Source organism: Croceicoccus marinus (genome assembly GCF_001661675.2).
Taxonomy (GTDB): domain Bacteria; phylum Pseudomonadota; class Alphaproteobacteria; order Sphingomonadales; family Sphingomonadaceae; genus Croceicoccus; species Croceicoccus marinus.
Genome location: NZ_CP019602.1, coordinates 527041 through 547513 on the forward strand (window position 1 = coordinate 527041; position 20473 = coordinate 547513).

Sequence of the window (20473 nt, forward strand, 5' to 3'; positions counted from 1 at the left end):
GAGCCGCCCTTTTACTCGCCGGTCGCCCGGGCCCCCTAGAGCATCGCGTCCGAGATCGAGCAGGCCGCGGGGCCCAGGATCACGATGAACAGCACCGGCAGGATGAACAGGATCAGCGGCACGGTCATGATGGCGGGCAGGCGCGCGGCCTTTTCCTCGGCGCGCATCATGCGTTCGTTGCGGAATTCGGCCGACAGCACGCGCAGCGCCGAGGCGAGCGGCGTGCCATAGCGTTCGGTCTGCACCATGGTCGTGGTCACGCCCTTCATCGCTTCCAGATTGACCCGATAGGCCAGGTTTTCGAACGCCATCCGGCGCTCGGTCAGGAAGGACATCTCGATCGAGGTCAGCGCGAATTCGTCGGCCAGCTCGGGATAGGCGCGGCCCAGTTCGCGGGCGACGCGGTTGAAGGCGGAGTCGACGGTCAGGCCCGCTTCGGCGCAGATGACCAGCAGGTCGAGTGCATCGGGAAGCCCCTTGCGGATCGCGTCGGTGCGCTTGTTGACGATGTTCTTCAGATAGATGCCCGGGCCGTAATAGCCCGCTGCCAGGCTGGCCGCGAAGGCGGCGAGGCGCTTCATCGGGCCCCAGTCGGGATAGGTATCGGTCCAGTAGACCATTATTGCCGCGAACAGGCCGAACACGATCGGTAGGACCAGCCGCGCGGCGACGACGACATAGGCCAGTTCCTTGCGGCGGATGCCGGCCTGCATCAGCTTCTGCTCGATCTCCTTGATCTGGCTGTCCTGCAGCATCGAGAAGCGGGCGAGATAGTCGCGCACCTTGTCGGTCATGTCCGTCTTGCGGCGCAGCGTTCGGCGCTTGACCTGCGCTTCGGTCATCAGGCCGAGCTTCAGTTCCTCGCGCCGAGCGTTCAGCGACTTGACGCGCTTGGCCATCGGGTCGCGCACGGTCAGCGCGGCATAGATCGCCATCATGGTGGCGAGCGCCGCGATCCCTGCCAGGATCGATCCGACGAGGATGACATCAACGCCGAGAAGGGTGGGGCCGGTTGTCTGCATGATAAGTCTCGTGCCTTTTCCCGATCAGATCTCGAAATTGACCATCTTGAACATGACGAAGGCGCCGATGCTGATCCAGCACAGTCCGAACATGCCGGCGACCATCAGGCGTTCGTCGACGAAGAAGCCGCCGAGATATTCGGGATTGAGGATGTAGACGATCGTGAACACCAGGAAGGGCAGGGCGCCGACGATATAGGCCGATGCCTTGGCTTCCGAGCTCATCGCGCGGATCTTCAGGCGCATCTGGATGCGCTTGCGCAGCACGTCGGCCAGGTTGGCGAGCGTTTCCGCCAAATTGCCGCCCGTCTCGCGCTGGATGGCGAGCGAGATGCAGAAGAACTTGAATTCGGGAATGTCCAGCCGGTCGGCCGTTTCCTGCAGCGAATCGTCGAGCGACTTGCCGACCTTCACGCGGTCGGTGATCGCCTTGAATTCCTCGCCCACCGGGCCGGGGATCTCGGTCGAGACCACCGCCAGCGTCTCGGTAACCGGAAGGCCCGAGCGCAGGCCGCGGACCAGCAGGTCGATCCCATCGGGAAAGCGCGCATTGAACATGGCGAGGCGCTTCTTGATCTGGCGGCCGACGATGAAATGCGGCAGCCCCATGCCGAGCACCGCTCCTCCCGCGAGCGCCAGCAGCGGGGCGCCGGTCTTGATCAGGATTGCCACCGCGGCGGCCAGCGCGAGGCCGCCCGACACGTAGAAATAGTTCGCGACCGTCCAGTTCTTGCCGGTGCGATGCAGGCGCAGTGCCAGCGCCGCGATCTTGGAATCGGAACCTGCCGCATGGCGCACGCGCGGCTTGCGCGCCGAGATTGCCTTCTTCAGCTGCGCCTCGACCCGCGCTTCGGCGCTTTGCGAGTGGCGGTAGCGGATCTGCTGCAGGCGCTTGGCCTGCTGGCGCGAGGATCCCGAACCGTAGAGGGCGAAAAAGGCGATGCCCAACACCAGCATCATGCCGATGACGACAATGAAAATCTGCGCTAACTGCATCGCCGTGAACCTCCGGTACGCTAAATCAAACTGATGCGCGGTCCCCGCCCCGACCGGGGCAGGGACGCATGCATCAGGCCTTCTGCCTGGTCTTGGCCTTCATCGAGCCAAGGCCGAACTTCTCCATCAGGGATCCGCCGCCGGCATTGCCCCCAATGGGTGCCGCATCGTCGCCGTTGACCGCCATGATACTGCGGCCAAGATCGCGCAGCACGGCGGATGCCTTGCTGGCGCGGTTTGCCTCGACGAAGACCTGCCCGACCTTGGCGGCCTGGGTCGCGGTCTTGATGTCCATCGGCATCAAATAATCGATCTTGCGCTCGATCGAGGCTTCGAAATCGGACTTGCTGATTTCGCCCGCGCCGCTGGTGATCTTGTTGGCGACCACGATCGGCTTCATGTGCGAGGCATTGGTCGCGACCCATGACAGGATGCGGATCGCATCGCGCGCGCCCGACAGTGTCAGCTCGGTCGCCAGCACGAAGACATCGGCGTCGGCCAGCACGTGCGGAAAGTTGATCAGCATGTTGCGCGGCAGGTCGACGACTGTCATGTCGAAGGCCTGCCGGAACTCTTCCTCAAGCTGCACGAAGGCGCTGCCGTCGGTCATCAGCGGCGAATGGATCGGCGCTTCGGAAGACAGGACTGACAGATTGTCGTTCGCTCGCACCATCGCGCGTTCGATGAACAGCCCGTCGATGCGCGAGGGGTTCTCGATCGCGTCGGACAGGCCGCGTCCCGGTTCGAGGTCCATCGTAAGCGCGCCGGTGCCGAAATGCACGTCGAGGTCGAGCAGCGCCGTCGGCAGCTTGTGCTCGGCGCTGAACAGCCAGGCGAGCGAGGTCGCGATGGTCGAGGCGCCGACGCCGCCGCGCGTGCCGACCACTGCGGTGATGACATGATTGCGCGCGGCCGCCGCATCGGGATTGTGCCGCGGCGCGCTGAGCACGCTTTGGGCCTGCAGCAGCGAATCGCGCAAGGCCTCCTCGCTCAGCGGCTTGAGCAGATAGTCCTGCAGCCCGCTGGCGGTGAGGTCGCGGTAAAGGCGCACGTCGTTGATCTGGCCGACCGCGATCACCACCGTGCCGGGTTCGCAAACCTCGGCCAGGGCGTTGATGTCGGACAGCGGGTCGCCGCATTCGGACAGGTCGACCAGCAGGATCTGCGGGCTGGCCGAGACCGAAAGCGTCTGCACCGCGTTGCGAAGCCCGCCCATGTTGCACTTCTCATGCGGCATGGCGAGGTTCGAGACGGTGGTGCGGACCACTTCCATGGTGGCTTCGTCGCTGACGAAGGCGGCAAACGCATCGCGCTCGCTCATTCCGGATGACATCTGGTTCATCTTATTTCTCCTTCGCGATCCGTTAGCTGCCGCCGCCGCCGCCCTGCTGGGTTGATATCGTGGGCAGGCCGCCTTCGCCGGTGGGCGCCTGTTGGCGATAGCTGTCGATGGCCTTCGTCGAGCTCATCACCACGGTTTCGCCGGTGCCCTTCTGGCCGGTCAGCAGGTCCTCGGGATTGGCAACCATCGCGGCGAGATTGGCGTTGACCGCGCAGCCATAGCCGTCGCTGGTGGCGTTGTTCGGATTGAAGTCGGTCTTGTCGGTCCACATCGGGCAGTTCTCGACCGCGGCGATGCTGCGCGTGACGACCACGCGGGCTACGCCGGGGCCGGTCTGGCCTTCGGTGACGGGCGGGGATTCGGCAAGGATGATGCCCTGCCGGTCGGCCAGCGCCATCAGGTCCGCGCGCGCGGCGGGGCCGATATTGGCGGTATCGACCGAAACCTTGTCGCCATAGGAAATGTCCATGGCTTCCCACCAGCCGGCCAGCCGGCTCTGTTCGCCGATCGGAACCCCGGATGCGCTGGTCATCACGTCGAACACATAATTCGTGCGCGACACGACCGGCTGGTGTTCGGAGTAAAGCGTGCGATTGGAAGACACGCCGCCGACGCAGCCTGCCAGGCCAGCCGCGGCGCCGAGCAGAAGCGCGGCGCTGGCCGCCTTTCGCGCAGTGATGGTCTTGATCATCTTGGTCACTCTGCTGCTCCCGTCTGTCAGAAGTTGAAGCCGGGCTTGGCGTCGCCGGCATCGGCGCTGCGAACCGGGGCGGATTGCTGCGGAACATCGTTCATACCGACGACCGGACCGGTCGGGGCCGCCTCGCTGGCGCGGGGCATCGGACGGCGTTCGCCGCCGGTTTCGCCATCGAACTGCATGCCCAGCAGCTGGCCCAGGACCGTGGGGTTCTTGTAGCCATCGGTGGGCAGCGCGATGTCCTTGGCGTCCACCGGCTTGACCAGATAGGGCGTGACCACGATCACCAGCTCGGTCTCGCCGCGGCGGAAGCTGGTGGAGCGGAACAGATTGCCCAGGATCGGCAGGTCGCCGGCGCCCGGCGTCTTGTCGATGGTCTGGTTCGAATAGTTCGACAGCAGGCCGCCGATCATGAAGCTCTGGCCCGAACCCAGTTCAACCGTCGTTTCCGCGCGGCGGGTGGTGAGGGCGGGGACCTCGAAGCCTTCCAGCGTGACCGAACCCGCGCTCGAGAGTTCCGAAACCTCCGGACGGACGCGGATCGAGATGCGGCCATTGGCCAGCACCGTGGGCGTATAGGCCAGGCTGACGCCGTATTTCTTGTATTCGATGGCGACGGTGCCCAAGCCCTGGCTCATCGGGATCGGGAATTCGCCGCCCGCCAGGAACTCGGCCGTTTCGCCCGACAGCGCGGTAAGGTTCGGCTGCGCCAGCGTGGTGACGAGGCCGTCCTGCTCACCAAGGTCGAGTGCGCCTGCAAGGTCGAGGCCTAGGAACCTGCCGAAGCCGGCAATCGTGCTGCCGCCGCCACTGCCGGTGACGAGGCTGGCGTCGATGTCGCCGCCAAGCTTGTTGAATCCAGTTCCCAGAGGTGCGCCAGGTCCATAGGGGTTCACAAAGCCCCCACGGCCTTGTGTGACGCCGAACTTGAAGCCACCGGTGGAGTCGAGTGACGCCAGGTTCACGCCGATGGCGCGGACCAGCGTGCGGCTGACTTCGGCGAAGCGCACCTGCAGATTCACCTGCAGCGGGGTAGCCAGCTTCAGGCGGCTGATCACGTTCGTCCCGTCGCCCACGAAGGCGGAGACGAGGCGCTCGGCCTCTGCCGCGTCTTCGGGCGCGGCGACGGTGCCGGTCAGCAGCACCGTGTTGTTCATGGTCGCGGTCGAGATTTTCGCCTCTGGCATGGCGAGACCGAGCATCTGGTCGATGCTGTCGATGTTGGTGCCCACGCGGATATTGGCCGACCAGATGATCGCGCCCGCCGCGTCGCTGGCATAGACCGTCGTCTCGCCGCCCGACTTGCCGAACAGGTAGATCTGGTTGGTCGACTTCACCTGCACGTCGGCGACGCTGTCGTCGGCGATGAAGATGTCGGCCATGCGGCCGCCCACGTTCACCAGCTGGCCGCGCCCGATCGACAGCAGGATCTGGTCGGAGGGCGCCGGCATCGTCTGCGCAGCGGCGATGGTCGCGGTGCCCGGCAGGCCGATCGGCGCCAGGGCTGTGGCAGCGAGCGCGAGGCCCGAAAGCAGGCGGCGTTTCATGCTATGTCCCCCCTTGGACATGATAGTGCGGTTCTTGGTCACGGCGTGTCTGCTCCCGTCCCTGCAGCGCTGGCTGGTCACTTCCCGGCCGGCACGATGACGGTGTTGTTGCCGCGGCTGACGCGGACGGTCGGTCCGCTGGGCCGGACGGCGGCAGCAGCAGGTGCCGTGCCGCTGGCGACCGGCGCGGGATCCGCGCCCCGGCTCTGGCTGGGCATGTAGCGCGACTGGAAGCGCGAGACGTCGCCGCCGGTCTGGAAGGTGGTTCGGCCTTCCTGTGGGCGGTTCATCGCCAGCTGCAGGATTTCCTCTTCCTCTTCGGGCGTGGCGCCATCGGGCACGACCACCTCGCCCGAGGCGATGGCGCGGTCGAGTTCGGCGCGGTTGTCGGCGATCGAGCGCAGGGCCAGCGAAAGCGTGCCGACTTCCTGGGCGACATAGATCTTTTCGGCGATGCGCGGCGTGGCTTCCAGCGTCACGGTGCGGAAGCTCTTCACCACGGTCTTGCCCTCGACCTGCTCGGTCTCGGTCGACTGGTCGGTGGCCAAGACGCGCAGGTTGCGCAGCACGGTTTCCGTCGCGTTGAAGCCGGGTTCGTCGCGGCCGCCGCCGATGGCCTGCGTCAGCAGCAGGTCGACGCGGTCGCCCGGGAACACGAAGCCCGCCACGCCGGTCTTTTCCGACACGGTGACCGTCACGGCGCGCATGCCCGGCCCCAGCGCAGCGGCCAGGAAGCCGCGGTCGCCCGGCTGGACCAGCGTGCCCTTGGTAAGCGGCTGGCCGGCGGTGACGGGGAAGCGCGCGACGGTACCGAGCAGCTTCTGCATGTCAGCCTGGCCCTCGACGAAGTAGACGTCCTGCACCATCTCCTTGGGCCACATCTTGAACTGCAGCGCATCGGCGGTGATGATCGTTCCGACGGGCAGCGCACGCTGGGCGACCAGCACGCGCGGGCCTTCGGGCTCGGCCACTGCGGCCTCTGCCTGGGGGGCGGTGCCCCCGGCGAACATGCTGCGTGCCATCAGCGCGGTCCCCACCGCGACGACCAGCGCGAATGCCAGCAGGATCAGCTTCTTCTTGTCCATGGCTCCAAAGCCCCTTCGTCAATCGGATCGGGGATTCTTGCCCCCATCGTGCTGCCAGACTCACCGGCAATGGTTAAAATCAGGTCAAGGCGACCCGCTCATCACGCAAAATTCGCAGAACTTCCCGAAAGTACCGTCTCGATGTCCGGGCCGTAGCGGACCGCGAACATCACCAGCATCGCCAGCGCGGCCGACACGCCATAGGGCGTGGCGCGCGCCTCCACGGTCCGCCCCTCGCGCCGGGCACGGCGTACGCCGCGCAGCACGATCAGGGTCGCGATGCCGTTGACCGCCATGGTCAGCAGCACCACCATCATGAACAGCGAAGGTTCGAGCCACAGCGCGAGCGCGGTGAACAGCTTCACGTCGCCGCCGCCCATCTGGCGGATCTCGAAAAGCAGGGCACCGAACGCGAACCAGCCCGCCGCCAGCGCCAGCTGGACCGCGATTCCCGGCCATGGCGAGAGCCCGCTCGCCCACCAGAACAGCGGAGCGGCGATGGCGATCGTACCGGTCAGCCGATTGGTGATCTTCCGGCGGCGCAGGTCGGTGATGCCTGCGTACAGCACCGCGATTGCCAAGGCGGCAAGCAGTCCGTAAGCGATGAGTTGCGTGTTCATGTCCAACCGGTTCCCCCTGATCACGGGCCGGTCTAGAGGGCAGGACTTACCAAACAGTAACCATGCCCGCGAAGATGCCGTTACCCAAAGTGAACCCGCGTCCTTGACCCAGTTCTCATCCGACCTGTCCCGCCTGTCATCGGCCGATCCGGCAGCGGCCCGCCGCGCCATTCCCGGCCATGCGCGCGAATCGGTCTGGAAAGCCCCCGACGGGCATGAAATCCGGCGCATCGACTGGCGCCGGCCCGCGGAATCGCGCGGCTCCCTGCTGTTCCTGGGCGGGCGCGGCGATGCGTATGAGAAATATCTGGAGACGCTGGAATACTGGTTCGGCCAGGGCTGGCAGGTCACCGCGATCGACTGGCGCGGACAGGGCGGGTCGGGGCGGCTGGGCGACGATGACGCGACCGGGCACATCGGCGATTTCACGCACTGGATCGACGATCTGCGCGGCTTCTGGCGCGACTGGAAGGCCGAGTCGGGCGCGAATCGTCCACCTTGCGGCAAGCACGTCCTGATCGGCCACTCGATGGGCGGGCAACTCGCGCTGCGCGCTGTGGCGGAGCGGGCGGTGGATCCGCGGGCGCTGGTGCTGGTTGCGCCGATGCTGGGCTTTGCCGGACCGCCGCTGGCGCCTTGGATGTGGCATGGCGCGGCGCGTATCATGGCTGCGCTGGGCCCGGTCAGCCGGCCCGCCTGGAAGATGGGCGAAAAGCCGGGTCAGGCGGCCGGGGCGCGGCAGGGCATCCTGACGCACGACGTCTCGCGGTACGAGGACGAGCTGTTCTGGCGCGAGGAGCGCCCGCAATTACGGCTGGGCGCGCCGAGCTGGGGCTGGGTCGAGCGTGCTGCCGAATCGATGCGCCGGACCGCCCGTGCCGACATGCTGGCAAGGGTGACGCTGCCGGTGCTGATCGTCTCTACCAGCGCGGACCGGCTGGTCAGCGCCCGCGCCATCCGCCGCGCCGTGCGCCTGCTGCCCGATGCCCGGCTGCTGGAATTCGGGGCAGAGGCCGCGCATGAGATCCTGCGCGAGGGCGATGAAGTGAGAGGCCGGGCGCTGGCAAGGATCGACGCCTTTCTTGCGGAGCAACTCGCTGTAGAAGGCCGCTGATGGGGGATAGCTGCGACATCGCGATCATCGGCGCGGGCATGGCGGGCGCCAGCCTTGCCGCCAGCCTTGCAGGCTCCGGAGTGGGCCGCGGAGTGGGCCAAGGGGCGGGCGAGACATCGGTCGTGCTGCTCGAGGCGGAGGATGCGCCCGGCTATCACGCGACGGGCCGCTCCGCCGCGTTCTGGGAGGAAACCTATGGCGGGCCAAAGATCTTCCCGCTGACCGCCGCCAGCGGACCCTTTTTGCGCGAGGGCGGATTCCTGACGCAGCGCGGCGTCTTGCATATCGGAAGGCAGCGGGACGAGGGCGCCATCGACGCCTTCATCGACCAGTTTCGCGCGCTGGGCGCCCGGATCGAGCGGCTTGGGCGCGACGCCGTGGCCAGGCTGGTGCCGGGGCTGCGGCCCGAATGGGTGCTGGGCACGTGGAGCGAAGCATGCGCCGACATCGACGTGGCCGCCTTGCACGCGCATTTCCTGGCCGAGGCCAAAGCCGGGGGCGCCCGCCTGCGGACCCGCGCAAGGCTGGTCGCCGCGCAGCGCGAAGCGGGCGAATGGCGGCTGGCTCTGACGGATGGCGAGACATTGCGGGCGCGGGTGATCGTCAATGCGGCGGGGGCGTGGGCCGACGAGGTGGCCCGGATCGCGGGCGCGCAGCCCATCGGCATCGCGCCGCTGCGCCGAACCGTCGTGCAGTTGCGCTGCCAGCCGCCCGCGCCGGCCGATCTTCCGCTGGTGCTCGACATCGGGGGGACATTCTATTTCAAGCCCGAGAACGGGCGCCTGTGGCTCAGCCCGCATGACGAGACGCCGTCGCCCGCCTGCGATGCCGCGCCCGACGAGATCGACGTCGCGCTGGCGGTCGAGCGGCTGGAGCAGGCGGTCGACTGGAACGTGGAAGCGGTGGAGCGCAAATGGGCCGGGCTGCGCAGCTTCGCGCCCGATCGCGCGCCGGTCTATGGCTTCGATCCGCGGGTGCCGGGCTTTTTCTGGTGCGCGGGGCAGGGCGGCTTCGGCATCCAGACATCGCCCGCCGCCGCCGACATGGCCGCCGCCATGCTGCTTGGCCGCGATCCGGTGGGGCCGGGCAGGGGCGTCGATCCCGCTCCGTTCAGCGCGGCACGGTTCTGACTGGCGGCCTTGGACTAGTCGTCCGCGGCGGGCTTGACGAATTCGCCATATTGGCGGACCCGGATATTTTCGCGAATGATCCTGGCGGGGTTGCCCGCGACGATCGTGTTCGGCGGCACGTCCCTTGTCACCACCGACCCGGCGGCCACGACCGCATTGGGACCCACGCGCACGCCGGGCATGATGATGCTTCGGCAGCCGATGAAGCAATTTGATATCTTTACGCCTCCTAAGAATCTTCGGGGATACAGGCGCTTATTTAAACTTTAACCATTCCTTTAATCCTTAAATTAAGGCGGAAATCGATAATATGATGAGCTAAGGTTTCGTCACAATATTGAGGTTGAAGGTCGTAGAAATGAGAAGGGTTAGGGTACATGTATTGGATGCGAACCCCCTTCGAAGGGCGCAACTTGCCCGAGCTCTTAACGAAGCCGGAGCTCATGCCGAAATATACGAAAGTGAAGATGAGCTATGTGCACGAGCCCTAATTTCCGGCTTTATAACTGCTGATCATGATACTTTCGGAACAGATACAGGCCAGGGTGACGTAATTAGGCTGATGGAAAAGACCGGCCTTCCTGTTAGCATTTATTCTGACGAGCCTGCCCTTGCTCGTGTAGTTCGTGCGATGCTGGAGGGTGCCTTCGATTACATGAGTTGGCCTATTTCAAAGGCGAAGCTCGTTGATCTTTTGCGCAACTCCGAGCATCTAGAACAAACTTTGACCCAAGAGTTGAAGGCGCGTACTGAGGCGTTGGAACTGCTTGCATATCTGAGTCCGCGCGAGCGTGAGGTGCTGTCTTTGGCCGCGGAAGGCCATTCCAATAAAAGCACTGCGAGAGTTCTGGATCTTAGCCCTCGTACTGTCGAAATCCATCGGTCCAAAGCATTCAAAAAAATCAATGCGCGGTCGGTGGCGGATGCTATACGAATCTGTCTCCAAGGAGGATTGAGTCAACAACAGCGTTAAATAAGTCTCTATCACAGTCGTGTATATGCCGAGAAAACAGAGTAAATTTCTTATTATATATTGATCGGGTTATCGGCGAGGATTGGCGTTTTAGACTCATTGGGCCACCATGCCTAATTATCTGCATTACAAAGCCAGTCTCTCGGCGCCTCGTTGATAAGACTTCGGGGTGAAAGCAAATGTCGTTTTCGCGTGAACCGGTGCGATGCAATTCCGTCGTCGCGCGGCGGCTAGCCGGCGGCGATGCTGCAAAATGACCTGCTTGCGCCGCTGCATGCGATTCCTGTTTTCAGTTGAAACCATCCCCTGTCTGACACTACGGGACATCGGACATTCCTGCCGCGAAGAGAGCAGGGGAAAGAGGATTCTATGCGCGCGACCCCCGATTTCGATTTCGCCCTGGGCGAAACTGCCGACATGATCCGCGAGACGGTGTCGCGCTTCGCCGACGAGCAGATTGCCCCGCTTGCCGAGAAGACGGACAGGCAGGATGTCTTCCCGCGCGAATTGTGGAAGCCGATGGGCGAGCTTGGCCTGCACGGCATCACCGTGGGCGAGCAGTGGGGCGGGCTGGGCCTTGGCTATCTGGAACATCTGATCGCGGTCGAGGAAGTGTCCCGCGCCAGCGCGTCGGTCGGCCTGTCCTATGGCGCGCATTCCAACCTTTGCGTGAACCAGATCCACCGCTGGGCCTCGGACGCGCAGAAGGACAAGTACCTGCCCGGGCTGGTCAGCGGCGAGCATGTCGGCAGCCTGGCGATGAGCGAGGCAGGCGCGGGCAGCGATGTCGTGTCGATGAAGCTGCGCGCCGACAGGGTCGATGGCGGCTGGAAGCTGAACGGCACCAAGTTCTGGATCACCAACGCGCCCTTTGCCGACGTGCTGGTCGTCTATGCCAAGACCGATGCGGACGCGGGCGCCCGCGGCATCACGACCTTCCTGATCGAGAAGGATTTCGCCGGTTTCTCGATCGGCCAGAAGATCGAGAAGATGGGCATGCGCGGATCGCCCACGGCAGAGCTGGTGTTCGACGACTGCTTCGTACCGGACGAGAACGTGATGGCGGGCGTCGGCGAAGGCGTCAAAGTGCTGATGAGCGGCCTCGATTACGAGCGGGTGGTGCTGTCGGGCGTGCAGCTTGGCATCATGCAGGCATGCCTCGACACGGTGATCCCCTATCTGCGCGAGCGGGAGCAGTTCGGAAAACCGATCGGATCGTTCCAGCTGATGCAGGCCAAGCTGGCCGACATGTATGTCGCGCTGCAGTCGGCGCGGTCCTATTCCTATGCCGTGGCGCGCGCCTGCGACGAAGGCCAGACGACGCGTTTTGACGCGGCGGGAGCGATCCTGCTGGCCAGCGAGAACGCGTTTCGAACCGCGAACGAGGCGGTGCAGGCGCTGGGCGGGGCAGGCTATACGCTCGACTGGCCGGTGGAGCGCTATCTGCGCGACGCCAAGCTTTTGGACATTGGTGCCGGAACGAATGAGATACGACGCATGTTGATCGGCCGGGAACTACTCAAAAGCTGATCACGAGGTAATTGCATGAGCGAGACGACACTGGACGCCCTGCAGTATTACGGGGCGGGCGCCGCCTTGCTGGCTGCGTTTCTGGTCTCGCTCAATCTGGGAGTGAAACTGACTGGCTGGGCCTTTGTCATCTTCGTCACCAGTTCGATTGCCCTTATCCTTTGGGGCTTCATCAATGACGAGGGCGAGGGCATAGGCTGGCAGAACATAGGGCTGCTGGCGATCAATGTGGTGGGCGTCTATCGCTATCTGATCGTGGGCGAGCCGAAGAAGAAAGCGGAGAGCGAGAGCTAGATGAGTGCCCCAGTCCTGACGTCTAAACTCGACCGCGAAGGCCCCGAGGCGAAGCAGCGCGCCGCCTATAACCGCAGGCTGGCAGACGAATTGCGGGACAGAGTGGCAGAGGCGGCGCTGGGCGGCCCGCAGCGGCACCGCGACAAGCATGTCTCGCGCGGCAAGCTGCTCCCGCGCGAACGGGTGGAGCGGCTGCTCGATCCGGGTTCTCCCTTTCTGGAGATCGGCCAGCTTGCCGCCAATGGCATGTACGAAGGCGACGTCAGCGGCGCATCGATGATCGCGGGGATCGGCCGCGTATCGGGGCGGCAGGTGATGATCGCCGCCAACGATCCCACCGTGAAGGGCGGCTCGTACTATCCGATGACGGTGAAGAAGCATCTTCGCGCGCAGGAGATCGCGCAGGAGAACCGCCTGCCGTGCATCTATCTGGTCGACAGCGGCGGCGCCAATCTGCCCTATCAGGCCGAGGTGTTTCCCGACCGCGATCATTTCGGGCGCATCTTCTTCAACCAGGCGACCATGAGCGGGATGGGCATTCCCCAGATCGCCTGCGTGATGGGAAGCTGCACCGCGGGCGGCGCCTATGTCCCCGCGATGAGCGACGAGAGCGTGATCGTGCGCGAACAGGGCACGATCTTCCTGGCTGGCCCGCCGCTGGTCAAGGCGGCCACGGGCGAGGTCATCAGCGACGAGGATCTGGGCGGCGGCGACCTGCATGCACGCAAGTCGGGCGTGGTCGACCACCTGGCCGAGAACGACGAGCATGCGCTGACCATCGTGCGCGACATCGTCAGCCATCTGGGCGCGAACCCCGCCGCCGCCAGTGACATCGCGGTCCGCGAACCCCGACCGCCCAGGTTCGACGCCGAGGACCTCTATTCCATCATCCCCGACGACGTGCGCGCGCCCTACGACGTGCACGAGGTCATCGCGCGGCTGGTCGATGGCAGCGAGTTTCACGAATTCAAGCCGCTCTATGGCAGCACGCTGGTCTGCGGCTTTGCCCATGTCTGGGGCATGCCGGTGGCGATCCTTGCCAACAACGGCGTATTGTTCAGCGAAAGCGCGCAAAAGGGCGCGCATTTCATCGAACTGGCCTGCCAGCGCCGTATCCCGCTGCTGTTCCTGCAGAACATTTCCGGCTTCATGGTCGGCGGCAAGTACGAGGCCGAGGGCATCGCCAAGCACGGCGCGAAGCTTGTCACCGCTGTCGCAACGGCGCAGGTGCCCAAGATCACCGTGGTGATCGGCGGCAGTTTCGGCGCGGGCAATTACGGCATGTGCGGGCGCGCCTATTCCCCGCGCTTCATGTTCACCTGGCCCAATGCGCGCATCAGCGTGATGGGCGGCGAACAGGCGGCCAGCGTGCTTGCCACGGTCCACCGCGATGCCTCGACCTGGAGCGAGGACGAGGCCGAGGCGTTCAAGACCCCAATCCGCCAGAAATACGAGGACGAGGGCAACCCCTATTATGCCACCGCCCGGCTGTGGGACGACGGCGTTATCGATCCGGCGCAGACCCGTGACGTGCTGGGCCTTGCGCTCTCGGCCTCGCTGGAGGCGCCGATTGCCGAACGCGCGCCGTTCGGCGTGTTCCGGATGTGATGGCCATGGTGCTTGCCATGCTTTCCTCAGCGGTGCTTGCCATGTCCGCGAATGCCGCCGTGCCGCCGCCGGAAGAGGGTGACGACCGCACCGCCATTCTCGTCGCCGTCAACGCGCTGTTGGACCGGCTCGGCACCGCCGATGGCGAGCAGTTTCGCGAGGTGCTTTCCCCCGAGGGCACGATCTTCATCCATAATCTGATGGATACCGCCGATCCGCAGCTGATCGTGCGTTCCAACGCGATCATGACCGAGCGTGCGGCACCGGGCGACCAGCAGCTGACCGAGAAGATGGGCATCCCCACCGTCCTCCAGCGGGGCGACATGGCGCATGTCTGGGCGCCTTATGCGGTCTGGATCGAAGGCGAAAAGACGCATTGCGGCATGAACTCGCTCTCGCTGTCACGCAGCCTGGGTGTGTGGCGCGTCACCAACCTGTCCTATACGGTCGAACCGACCGATCGCTGCGCCGAACTGGGTGCGCCGGAGAGTCCCGAATGATCTCGAAACTGCTTATCGCCAACCGCGGCGAGATCGCCTGCCGTATCATCCGCACCGCGCGGGAACTGGGCGTGGCGACGGTCGCGGTCTATTCCGATGCCGATGCCAAAGCGCTGCATGTGCGCATGGCGGACGAGGCGGTGCATATCGGCCCGTCGCCTGCCGCCGAAAGCTATCTGGTCGGCGACAGGATCATTGCCGCCGCAAAGCAGACAGGCTCAGAGGCGATACATCCCGGCTATGGCTTCCTGTCCGAAAACGCGGCGTTCGCGCAGGCTGTGATCGATGCAGGGCTGGTCTGGGTGGGCCCAAAGCCGGCCAGCATCAGCGCCATGGGGCTGAAGGACGCCGCCAAGAAACTGATGCGCGAGGCGGGCGTGCCCGTCACTCCGGGCTATGAGGGCGAGGACCAGTCGGCCCAGCGCCTGTCGGCCGAGGCGGACAAGATCGGCTATCCCGTGCTGATCAAGGCAGTCGCGGGCGGCGGCGGCAAGGGCATGCGCAAGGTGGATGCACCCGGGAATTTCGCTGCCGCGCTGGAAAGCTGCCGACGCGAGGCCAAGGCCAGCTTCTCGAACGACGAGGTGCTGCTGGAAAAATGGATCACCAGCCCCCGCCATATCGAGGTGCAGGTGTTCGGCGACAGCCACGGCAATGTCGTTCATCTGTTCGAACGCGACTGCACGATGCAGCGCCGCCACCAGAAGGTGATCGAGGAAGCGCCCGCACCCGGCATGGACGCGGATACGCGCGAGGCGATCTGCGCCGCCGCCGTTCGAGCCGCGAAGGCAGTGGACTACGAAGGCGCGGGCACCATCGAATTCATCGCCGACGCCAGCGACGGTTTGCGCGCCGACCGCATCTTCTTCATGGAAATGAACACGCGCCTGCAGGTCGAACATCCGGTGACCGAGGAAATCACTGGCGTGGATCTGGTCGAATGGCAGCTGCGGGTCGCCAGCGGCGAGCCGGTCCCGCTGGAGCAGCACCAGCTTTCGATCAATGGCTGGGCGGTCGAGGCGCGGCTCTATGCCGAGGATCCGAGCAATGGGTTCCTGCCATCGATCGGCCCGCTGACCGAGTTCAATCCCGAGGACGTTCGCGTCCGGCTCGACACCGGGGTCGAGGAGGGTGATGCGATTACCCCCTTCTATGATCCGATGATCGCCAAGATGATCGCCTTTGCCGAAGACCGGGAAGACGCGATCGAGCTTTTGCGCGATTCGCTGATGGGCACCAGCGTCTGGCCGGTGAAGACGAACGGCGCGTTCCTGGTGAAGCTGCTGGCGGACGAGGATTTCGTGGCCGCGGACATGGATACCGGCCTGATCGAGCGCAAGGGCGAGGCGCTGATGCCCGCCTCGCTGCCGTCGGACGAGGTGCTGCGCGGGGCCGCGCGCAAGCTGATGGAGGAAGGGCCGCTGCCCGCGCCCGCCATCCCCGGCTTCCGCCTGAATGCCGCTCCCCGCCTGATGGCGCGGCTGGAGGTCAATGGCGCCGAAATCGACGTCGATTATACGGCCGACGCCGAAAGCTGGTTCATGGGCATGAGCGAGGGCCGCGACCGCGTCATGGTGACGCAGGACGGCCAGACCTTCGGCATTCGCCATGCACGCGCGGGCGGCAGCGGTCACCATTCCGCCGCGGACGGCGCGATCCTGGCGCCGATGCCGGGCAAGGTCATCGCGCTCGACGTGGCAGAGGGGGACAGCGTGACCGAAGGACAGCGCCTGATGGTGCTGGAAGCCATGAAGATGGAGCACGCGCTGACCGCGCCGTTCGACGGCATCGTTCGCGATCTGGCGGCCAGCGTCGGCGGGCAGGTCGAGGTGGAGACGATGCTGGCGCGGATCGAGGCAGGCGAAGAGTAGCCCCGCGCGGGTTGAAGCGGGCGGGGGTTTCGGGCATCCGCCCGTTCCATGTCGGAATTCTACACGCTTTTCCACGAACAGCCGCTCTGGGCGCAGTCGGCGATCGGCCTGGCGCTGCTGGCGCTGGCGGCGGCAATCGTCAATTTCCTGATCAAGCACGTGCTGCTGCGCCTTGCCGCGCCGTTCCTCGACCGGCGGAGCAAGACCGCGGACAGGGCGGCGGCGCGGCTGGCGAACGTGGTGCCCGCGCTGATCGTGGGCAATGGCATCTATCTGGTGCCCAATCTGCCGCCGGGGCTTGTCGTGCTTGTCCACAATGTCTGCAACGCGCTGATCGTGGTGTTCATCGCCTTCGCGATCAGCGGGGCGCTGTCCTATGTGAACGAGCTTTACGCCCGCCGGCCCGAGGCCAAGAACCGCCCGATCAAGGGCTATGTCCAGGTCGTCAAGATCGCGGTCTATTGCGGGGCGCTGATCCTGGCCATCGCGACGCTGATGGACCGGTCGCCGCTATTGCTGCTGTCGGGCCTGGGCGCGATGGCCGCCGTGCTGCTGCTGGTGTTCAAGGACACGATCCTGTCGCTGGTCGCGTCGGTCCAGATCGCCTCGAACGACATGCTGCGCGTGGGTGACTGGATCGAGATGCCGTCCATGAACGCCGACGGCGACGTGATCGACATCGCGCTGCACACGGTGAAGGTGCAGAACTTCGACAAGACGATCACGACGATCCCGACCTACAGGATCATCACCGAGAGCTATCGCAACTGGCGCGGGATGAAGGAAGCGGGCGGGCGGCGCATCAAGCGCGCCATCCATGTTGACCAGAGCGCGATCCGCTTCATGACCGACGAGGAAAGCGCCGATGTCCGGCGCTTTCGCATCCTGGCCGATTATCTCGATGAAAAGCAGGCCGAACTGGCGCAGTGGAACGCGAAGAATGCCGGGGACAGCCCGGTCAACGCCAGGCGATTGACCAATATGGGCACGTTTCGCGCCTATGTCGGTGCCTATCTGCATCGCCATCCGCATGTTCGCGACGACATGACGGTGATGGTCCGCCAGCTACCGCCCGAGCCGGAGGGGCTGCCGCTGGAAATCTATTGCTTTACCGACACCACCGTGTGGGGCGATTATGAGCGGATCCAGTCGGACATCTTCGATCACCTGATCGCGATCCTGCCCGAGTTCGGACTGCAGCTGTATCAGCAGCCCAGCGGCATGGACATGCGCGCCGGGCTGGCGGGGACTGGTCCCAAGGGGTGACCGGCGCGGCATGGCGCCGCGCCGGTCGGCAGGCCGCTTACCAGTCGTAGGCCTTGGGCAGCTCGCTGCGGTCGAGGTCGCGGTAGCGATTGCGCAATGCGCTTTGGTGGTTGTCGAGCGGCTGCTCCACCCCGTCGATCCATACGCGTTCCGGCGCGGAGGACAGTTCGAGCGGATCGCCGTCCCAGATGACCACATCCCCATGCGCGCCGGGGGCGAGCACGCCCGCCTGTCCTTCCATGCCCGCGATCTTCGCAGGTACCGAAGTGATGGCGGCGAACGCCTCGCCCCAGGTCAGGCCGGTGGCGCCGGGCACTTTCTGCAGCCCCACCAGATTGCCCGCGAACTGCGGGGCGAAGCGCGGCTGGAAATCGTCGGTGAAGGGCCCGATGGCGACGGTGACGCCCGCGTCCTTCATGCGGCCGATATTGCTTTGCGTCGCGGCCAGTTCCTCGAACGCGACGGGCAGGTCGTCGAGCGCAAAGGCGACCGCGGGCACGCCCGCCGCCGCGATGTCGCTGGCGACCAGCCAGCCTTCGTGCACGCCGACAAGCACCAGGTCGAGCTGCGGGAACTCGTTCTTCAGCGCCAGCACCGCGCGGATGTCGGCTGCGCGGTCGACCTGCACGTAGAGCGGCTGCGACCCGTTCGCCACCGGCACCAGCGCGGCGGCATCGAAGCGGGTCAGCAGCACGTCCTCGCCGCGCTGCGTCTCGTTATCCACCATGCGCGGGTCGATCGGCAGGTCGTCGCCGGTCCGGACAGCTTCGGGGCGCGATGCGGTGCCCGCGATGCCCGACCGGTTGCCATAGTCGCGCGCCTCGCGCAGCGCGTTGCGCAGCAACGCATGGGCCGCGGTGCGGCTGCCGCCCGCAAGCCGCGCACCGGTCTCGTCCAGGTTGATGAACTGGAACGCGCGCGCACGGGTGACCGTGTCGGGATCCTCGCCCAGGTCGATGATCGCTCCCTGGCCCGAGAAGATCGAGCTGCCCGGCTGGCCGATCACCGTCGCGCGGGTCACCCCGCCCATGCGGCTGACAAGGATGTGCTGCGATGCCGGATTGATCGCGACCGACATGTCGAGCGATGCGGAAAAGGGCGAAGCCTCCGCCTCGCGGTCGTCGCTTTCCTCGACTGCGCCGACATCCCACAGGCCGAGGTCGGTCACGGCGGAGAACAGGCCGGGCGTGACCCATTTGCCGGTGCCGTCGATGACCGGGACCCCGGCGGGCACGGCAACGCCGCTGCCCGCGGCGACCACCCTGCCGCCGCGCACGACGACGGTGGCGTCCTGGATCGGTTCGCTGCCGTCGCCGGTGGCGACCGTGGCGCCGGTGATCGCCAGGTCCTGCGCGATGGCAGGGGACACGAGAGCGACGGAGAGCGCGAGCGCGCTTGCAAGCATCTTCATTTCACGTCTCCCGCACCGGGCTGGCCGAGTTCGAAATCGCTGACGGGGCGGCGTTTCGGATCGTTGGCGTCGAACATCAGCGCGCCGTCGATCCACACCTTCTCGGGCCGGGAATAGACCGAGAGCGGGTCGCCGTTCCACAGCACCACGTCGGCGGCCTTGCCGATTTCCAGGCTGCCCGTCTCGTCCGCGATGCCCATCGCCTTGGCCGGGTTGTGCGTGATCCAGCCGATAACCGCGGCATCGGAGATGTCGATGCCGATGCGGCGGCCCGCGGCCTGCGCCTTGGCAGCTTCCTGGTTCAGGCGCTGGATGCCGTCCTGATCGTCGGAGTGGATGACGACGCAGGCGCCCGCGTTCTGGATCAGGGCGGCATTTTCCAGGATGCCGTCATAGGCTTCCATCTTGAAGCCCCACCAGTCGGCCCAGACCGCCGAGCAGATGTCGTTCTCGCGCAGCAGGTCGCCGATCTTGTAGCTTTCGACCGCGTGGTGGAAGGTGGAGACGGTGTAGCCGAATTCCTTGGCCATATCGATCACCAGCGCCATCTCGTCCGCGCGGTAGCAATGGTTGTGGATCTTGATCTCGCCGTCGAGCACCGCCTTCAGCGTTTCCTTGGCCAGGTCGCGATCGGTCCCGTCATAGGCCTGCGCGTCGATCCAGGTCTGCCGGTTGACCGCGAAATTGCCCATTCGGGTCGATGGTGCCTGTCCCTTGCCGCCATAGACGCGCTTGGGGTTCTCGCCGCAGGCCATCTTCAGGCCATAGGGCGCGCCGGGAAATTTCATGCCCTGCACGGTCAGCGCGGGCACGTTCTTCAGCGTCACCGAACGCCCGCCCATCAGGTTCGCCGAACCGGGCAGGATCTGGAGGCTGGTCACCCCGCCGTTCGACAGGGCCCGCGAAAAGCCGGGGTCCTGCGGCCAGACCGAATGTTCGGCCCAGACTTCGGGCGTGGTGGGCGATGTCGCCTCGTTCCCGTCGCTGTGCGCGCCGACGTCGGGCGAGGGATAGTCGCCAAGGTGCGAGTGGATGTCGATGACGCCGGGGGTCACGTATTTGCCCGTTCCGTCGATCTGGTCATAGCCCGCCGGCACGCCCAGCGAGGCATCGCCCACGCCGGTGATCCGGCCGTTTTCGAACAATACGGTCGCATTCCGCATTTCGCCGCCAAGTCCGTCGAAGACGGTGGCGCCGACCAGAGCGGTGGGGCGGTCCGGATAGGGGGCATAGGTCGAGGGATAGGGGTTCGACACGGGCGGCGCGGCGGACGCCGACTGCGTGCCGGTCTGGTCTGCGGCGCATGCCGAGACGGCTGCGGCGGCGCAGGCCAGCAAGGCGGCCCGGGCGGCGAAACGGATGGAAGGCAAGAGCAACCTCTCTTTCCTGAAAGGGTCGGGCGGGGCAGCGACCCGGCGCGGGGATGCGGCGGGCCGGTTACGCGATCGCAGGTGCGAAATGGTAACC

The 20473-nt window shown here is 65.6% G+C and carries 19 protein-coding genes; 9 read left to right on the top strand and 10 right to left on the bottom strand.

The features are described from left to right. Nucleotides 1–35: 35 nt before the first annotated feature. From A9D14_RS02590 to A9D14_RS02620, 7 genes are all read right to left on the bottom strand, one after another. Complete coding sequence (locus A9D14_RS02590; protein ID WP_066842709.1) at nucleotides 36–1022, bottom strand: type II secretion system F family protein; 987 nt, start codon at nucleotides 1020–1022, stop codon at nucleotides 36–38. 24 nt (nucleotides 1023–1046) lie between these two features. Next, nucleotides 1047–2018 carry a type II secretion system F family protein gene (locus A9D14_RS02595; protein WP_066842710.1) on the bottom strand — a complete coding sequence of 324 codons (972 nt, stop codon included), beginning with the start codon at nucleotides 2016–2018 and terminating at the stop codon, nucleotides 1047–1049. Between the two features lie 73 nt (nucleotides 2019–2091). Then, a complete protein-coding gene (locus A9D14_RS02600) occupies nucleotides 2092–3360 on the bottom strand; it encodes an AAA family ATPase (RefSeq protein WP_066842713.1) in 1269 nt (422 codons plus the stop codon). Between the two features lie 22 nt (nucleotides 3361–3382). Beyond that, entirely contained in the window at nucleotides 3383–4051 is a 669-nt protein-coding gene (locus A9D14_RS02605) for a CpaD family pilus assembly protein (RefSeq protein ID WP_066848004.1), read from the bottom strand. Between the two features lie 26 nt (nucleotides 4052–4077). Next, nucleotides 4078–5604, bottom strand: coding sequence for a type II and III secretion system protein family protein (locus A9D14_RS02610; RefSeq protein WP_066842715.1), 1527 nt, complete (start codon nucleotides 5602–5604; stop codon nucleotides 4078–4080). 77 nt (nucleotides 5605–5681) lie between these two features. Further along, nucleotides 5682–6689: a Flp pilus assembly protein CpaB gene (cpaB, locus tag A9D14_RS02615; RefSeq protein WP_066842718.1), complete on the bottom strand. Its 1008-nt coding sequence runs from the start codon at nucleotides 6687–6689 to the stop codon at nucleotides 5682–5684. A gap of 101 nt (nucleotides 6690–6790) precedes the next feature. Continuing rightward, nucleotides 6791–7309 carry an A24 family peptidase gene (locus tag A9D14_RS02620; protein ID WP_066842720.1) on the bottom strand — a complete coding sequence of 173 codons (519 nt, stop codon included), beginning with the start codon at nucleotides 7307–7309 and terminating at the stop codon, nucleotides 6791–6793. Between the two features lie 103 nt (nucleotides 7310–7412). Here A9D14_RS02620 and A9D14_RS02625 point away from each other — a divergent pair, with 103 nt between their 5' ends. After that, nucleotides 7413–8423 (top strand): alpha/beta fold hydrolase, encoded by a 1011-nt coding sequence (locus tag A9D14_RS02625; protein WP_232468730.1) that lies wholly within the window; start codon nucleotides 7413–7415, stop codon nucleotides 8421–8423. Continuing rightward, entirely contained in the window at nucleotides 8423–9553 is a 1131-nt protein-coding gene (locus tag A9D14_RS02630; RefSeq protein ID WP_066842721.1) for an NAD(P)/FAD-dependent oxidoreductase, read from the top strand. Before A9D14_RS02625 ends, A9D14_RS02630 begins: the two co-directional genes overlap by 1 nt. A gap of 14 nt (nucleotides 9554–9567) precedes the next feature. Here the strand turns inward: A9D14_RS02630 and A9D14_RS02635 are convergent, their stop codons facing one another. Continuing rightward, on the bottom strand, nucleotides 9568–9735 hold the full coding sequence (locus tag A9D14_RS02635) for an LbetaH domain-containing protein (RefSeq protein ID WP_083987556.1): 168 nt from the start codon (nucleotides 9733–9735) through the stop codon (nucleotides 9568–9570). Nucleotides 9736–9935: 200 nt separating this feature from the next. On the opposite strand from A9D14_RS02635, the gene A9D14_RS02640 reads away from it, so the two are divergent. The 7 genes from A9D14_RS02640 (at nucleotide 9936) to A9D14_RS02670 (ending at nucleotide 17595) form a co-directional block, all read left to right on the top strand. Next, the gene (locus tag A9D14_RS02640; protein ID WP_157668114.1) at nucleotides 9936–10526 is read left to right on the top strand and encodes a response regulator transcription factor; all 591 of its coding nucleotides are present in this window, start codon (nucleotides 9936–9938) and stop codon (nucleotides 10524–10526) included. A 369-nt stretch (nucleotides 10527–10895) separates the two neighbouring features. Beyond that, nucleotides 10896–12056: an isovaleryl-CoA dehydrogenase gene (locus tag A9D14_RS02645; protein ID WP_066842722.1), complete on the top strand. Its 1161-nt coding sequence runs from the start codon at nucleotides 10896–10898 to the stop codon at nucleotides 12054–12056. A 15-nt stretch (nucleotides 12057–12071) separates the two neighbouring features. After that, nucleotides 12072–12350 (top strand): hypothetical protein, encoded by a 279-nt coding sequence (locus tag A9D14_RS02650; protein ID WP_066842723.1) that lies wholly within the window; start codon nucleotides 12072–12074, stop codon nucleotides 12348–12350. Next, nucleotides 12351–13958, top strand: a complete 1608-nt coding sequence (locus A9D14_RS02655; RefSeq protein WP_066842725.1) for a carboxyl transferase domain-containing protein — start codon at nucleotides 12351–12353, stop codon at nucleotides 13956–13958. It begins immediately after the preceding gene. Nucleotides 13959–13975: 17 nt separating this feature from the next. Beyond that, complete coding sequence (locus A9D14_RS02660; RefSeq protein ID WP_157668115.1) at nucleotides 13976–14458, top strand: hypothetical protein; 483 nt, start codon at nucleotides 13976–13978, stop codon at nucleotides 14456–14458. Continuing rightward, nucleotides 14455–16329 carry an acetyl-CoA carboxylase biotin carboxylase subunit gene (locus A9D14_RS02665; RefSeq protein WP_066842730.1) on the top strand — a complete coding sequence of 625 codons (1875 nt, stop codon included), beginning with the start codon at nucleotides 14455–14457 and terminating at the stop codon, nucleotides 16327–16329. The genes A9D14_RS02660 and A9D14_RS02665 overlap by 4 nt, the downstream gene beginning before the upstream one ends. A gap of 48 nt (nucleotides 16330–16377) precedes the next feature. Then, on the top strand, nucleotides 16378–17595 hold the full coding sequence (locus A9D14_RS02670) for a mechanosensitive ion channel family protein (protein ID WP_066842732.1): 1218 nt from the start codon (nucleotides 16378–16380) through the stop codon (nucleotides 17593–17595). 37 nt (nucleotides 17596–17632) lie between these two features. On the opposite strand, the gene A9D14_RS02675 is transcribed toward A9D14_RS02670, so the two are convergent. Together A9D14_RS02675 and A9D14_RS02680 are read right to left on the bottom strand one after the other, a co-directional pair. Then, the gene (locus A9D14_RS02675) at nucleotides 17633–19006 is read right to left on the bottom strand and encodes an amidohydrolase family protein (protein ID WP_066842734.1); all 1374 of its coding nucleotides are present in this window, start codon (nucleotides 19004–19006) and stop codon (nucleotides 17633–17635) included. Beyond that, the gene (locus tag A9D14_RS02680; protein ID WP_083987972.1) at nucleotides 19003–20367 is read right to left on the bottom strand and encodes an amidohydrolase; all 1365 of its coding nucleotides are present in this window, start codon (nucleotides 20365–20367) and stop codon (nucleotides 19003–19005) included. Before A9D14_RS02680 ends, A9D14_RS02675 begins: the two co-directional genes overlap by 4 nt. Between the last annotated feature and the right edge of the window lie 106 nt (nucleotides 20368–20473).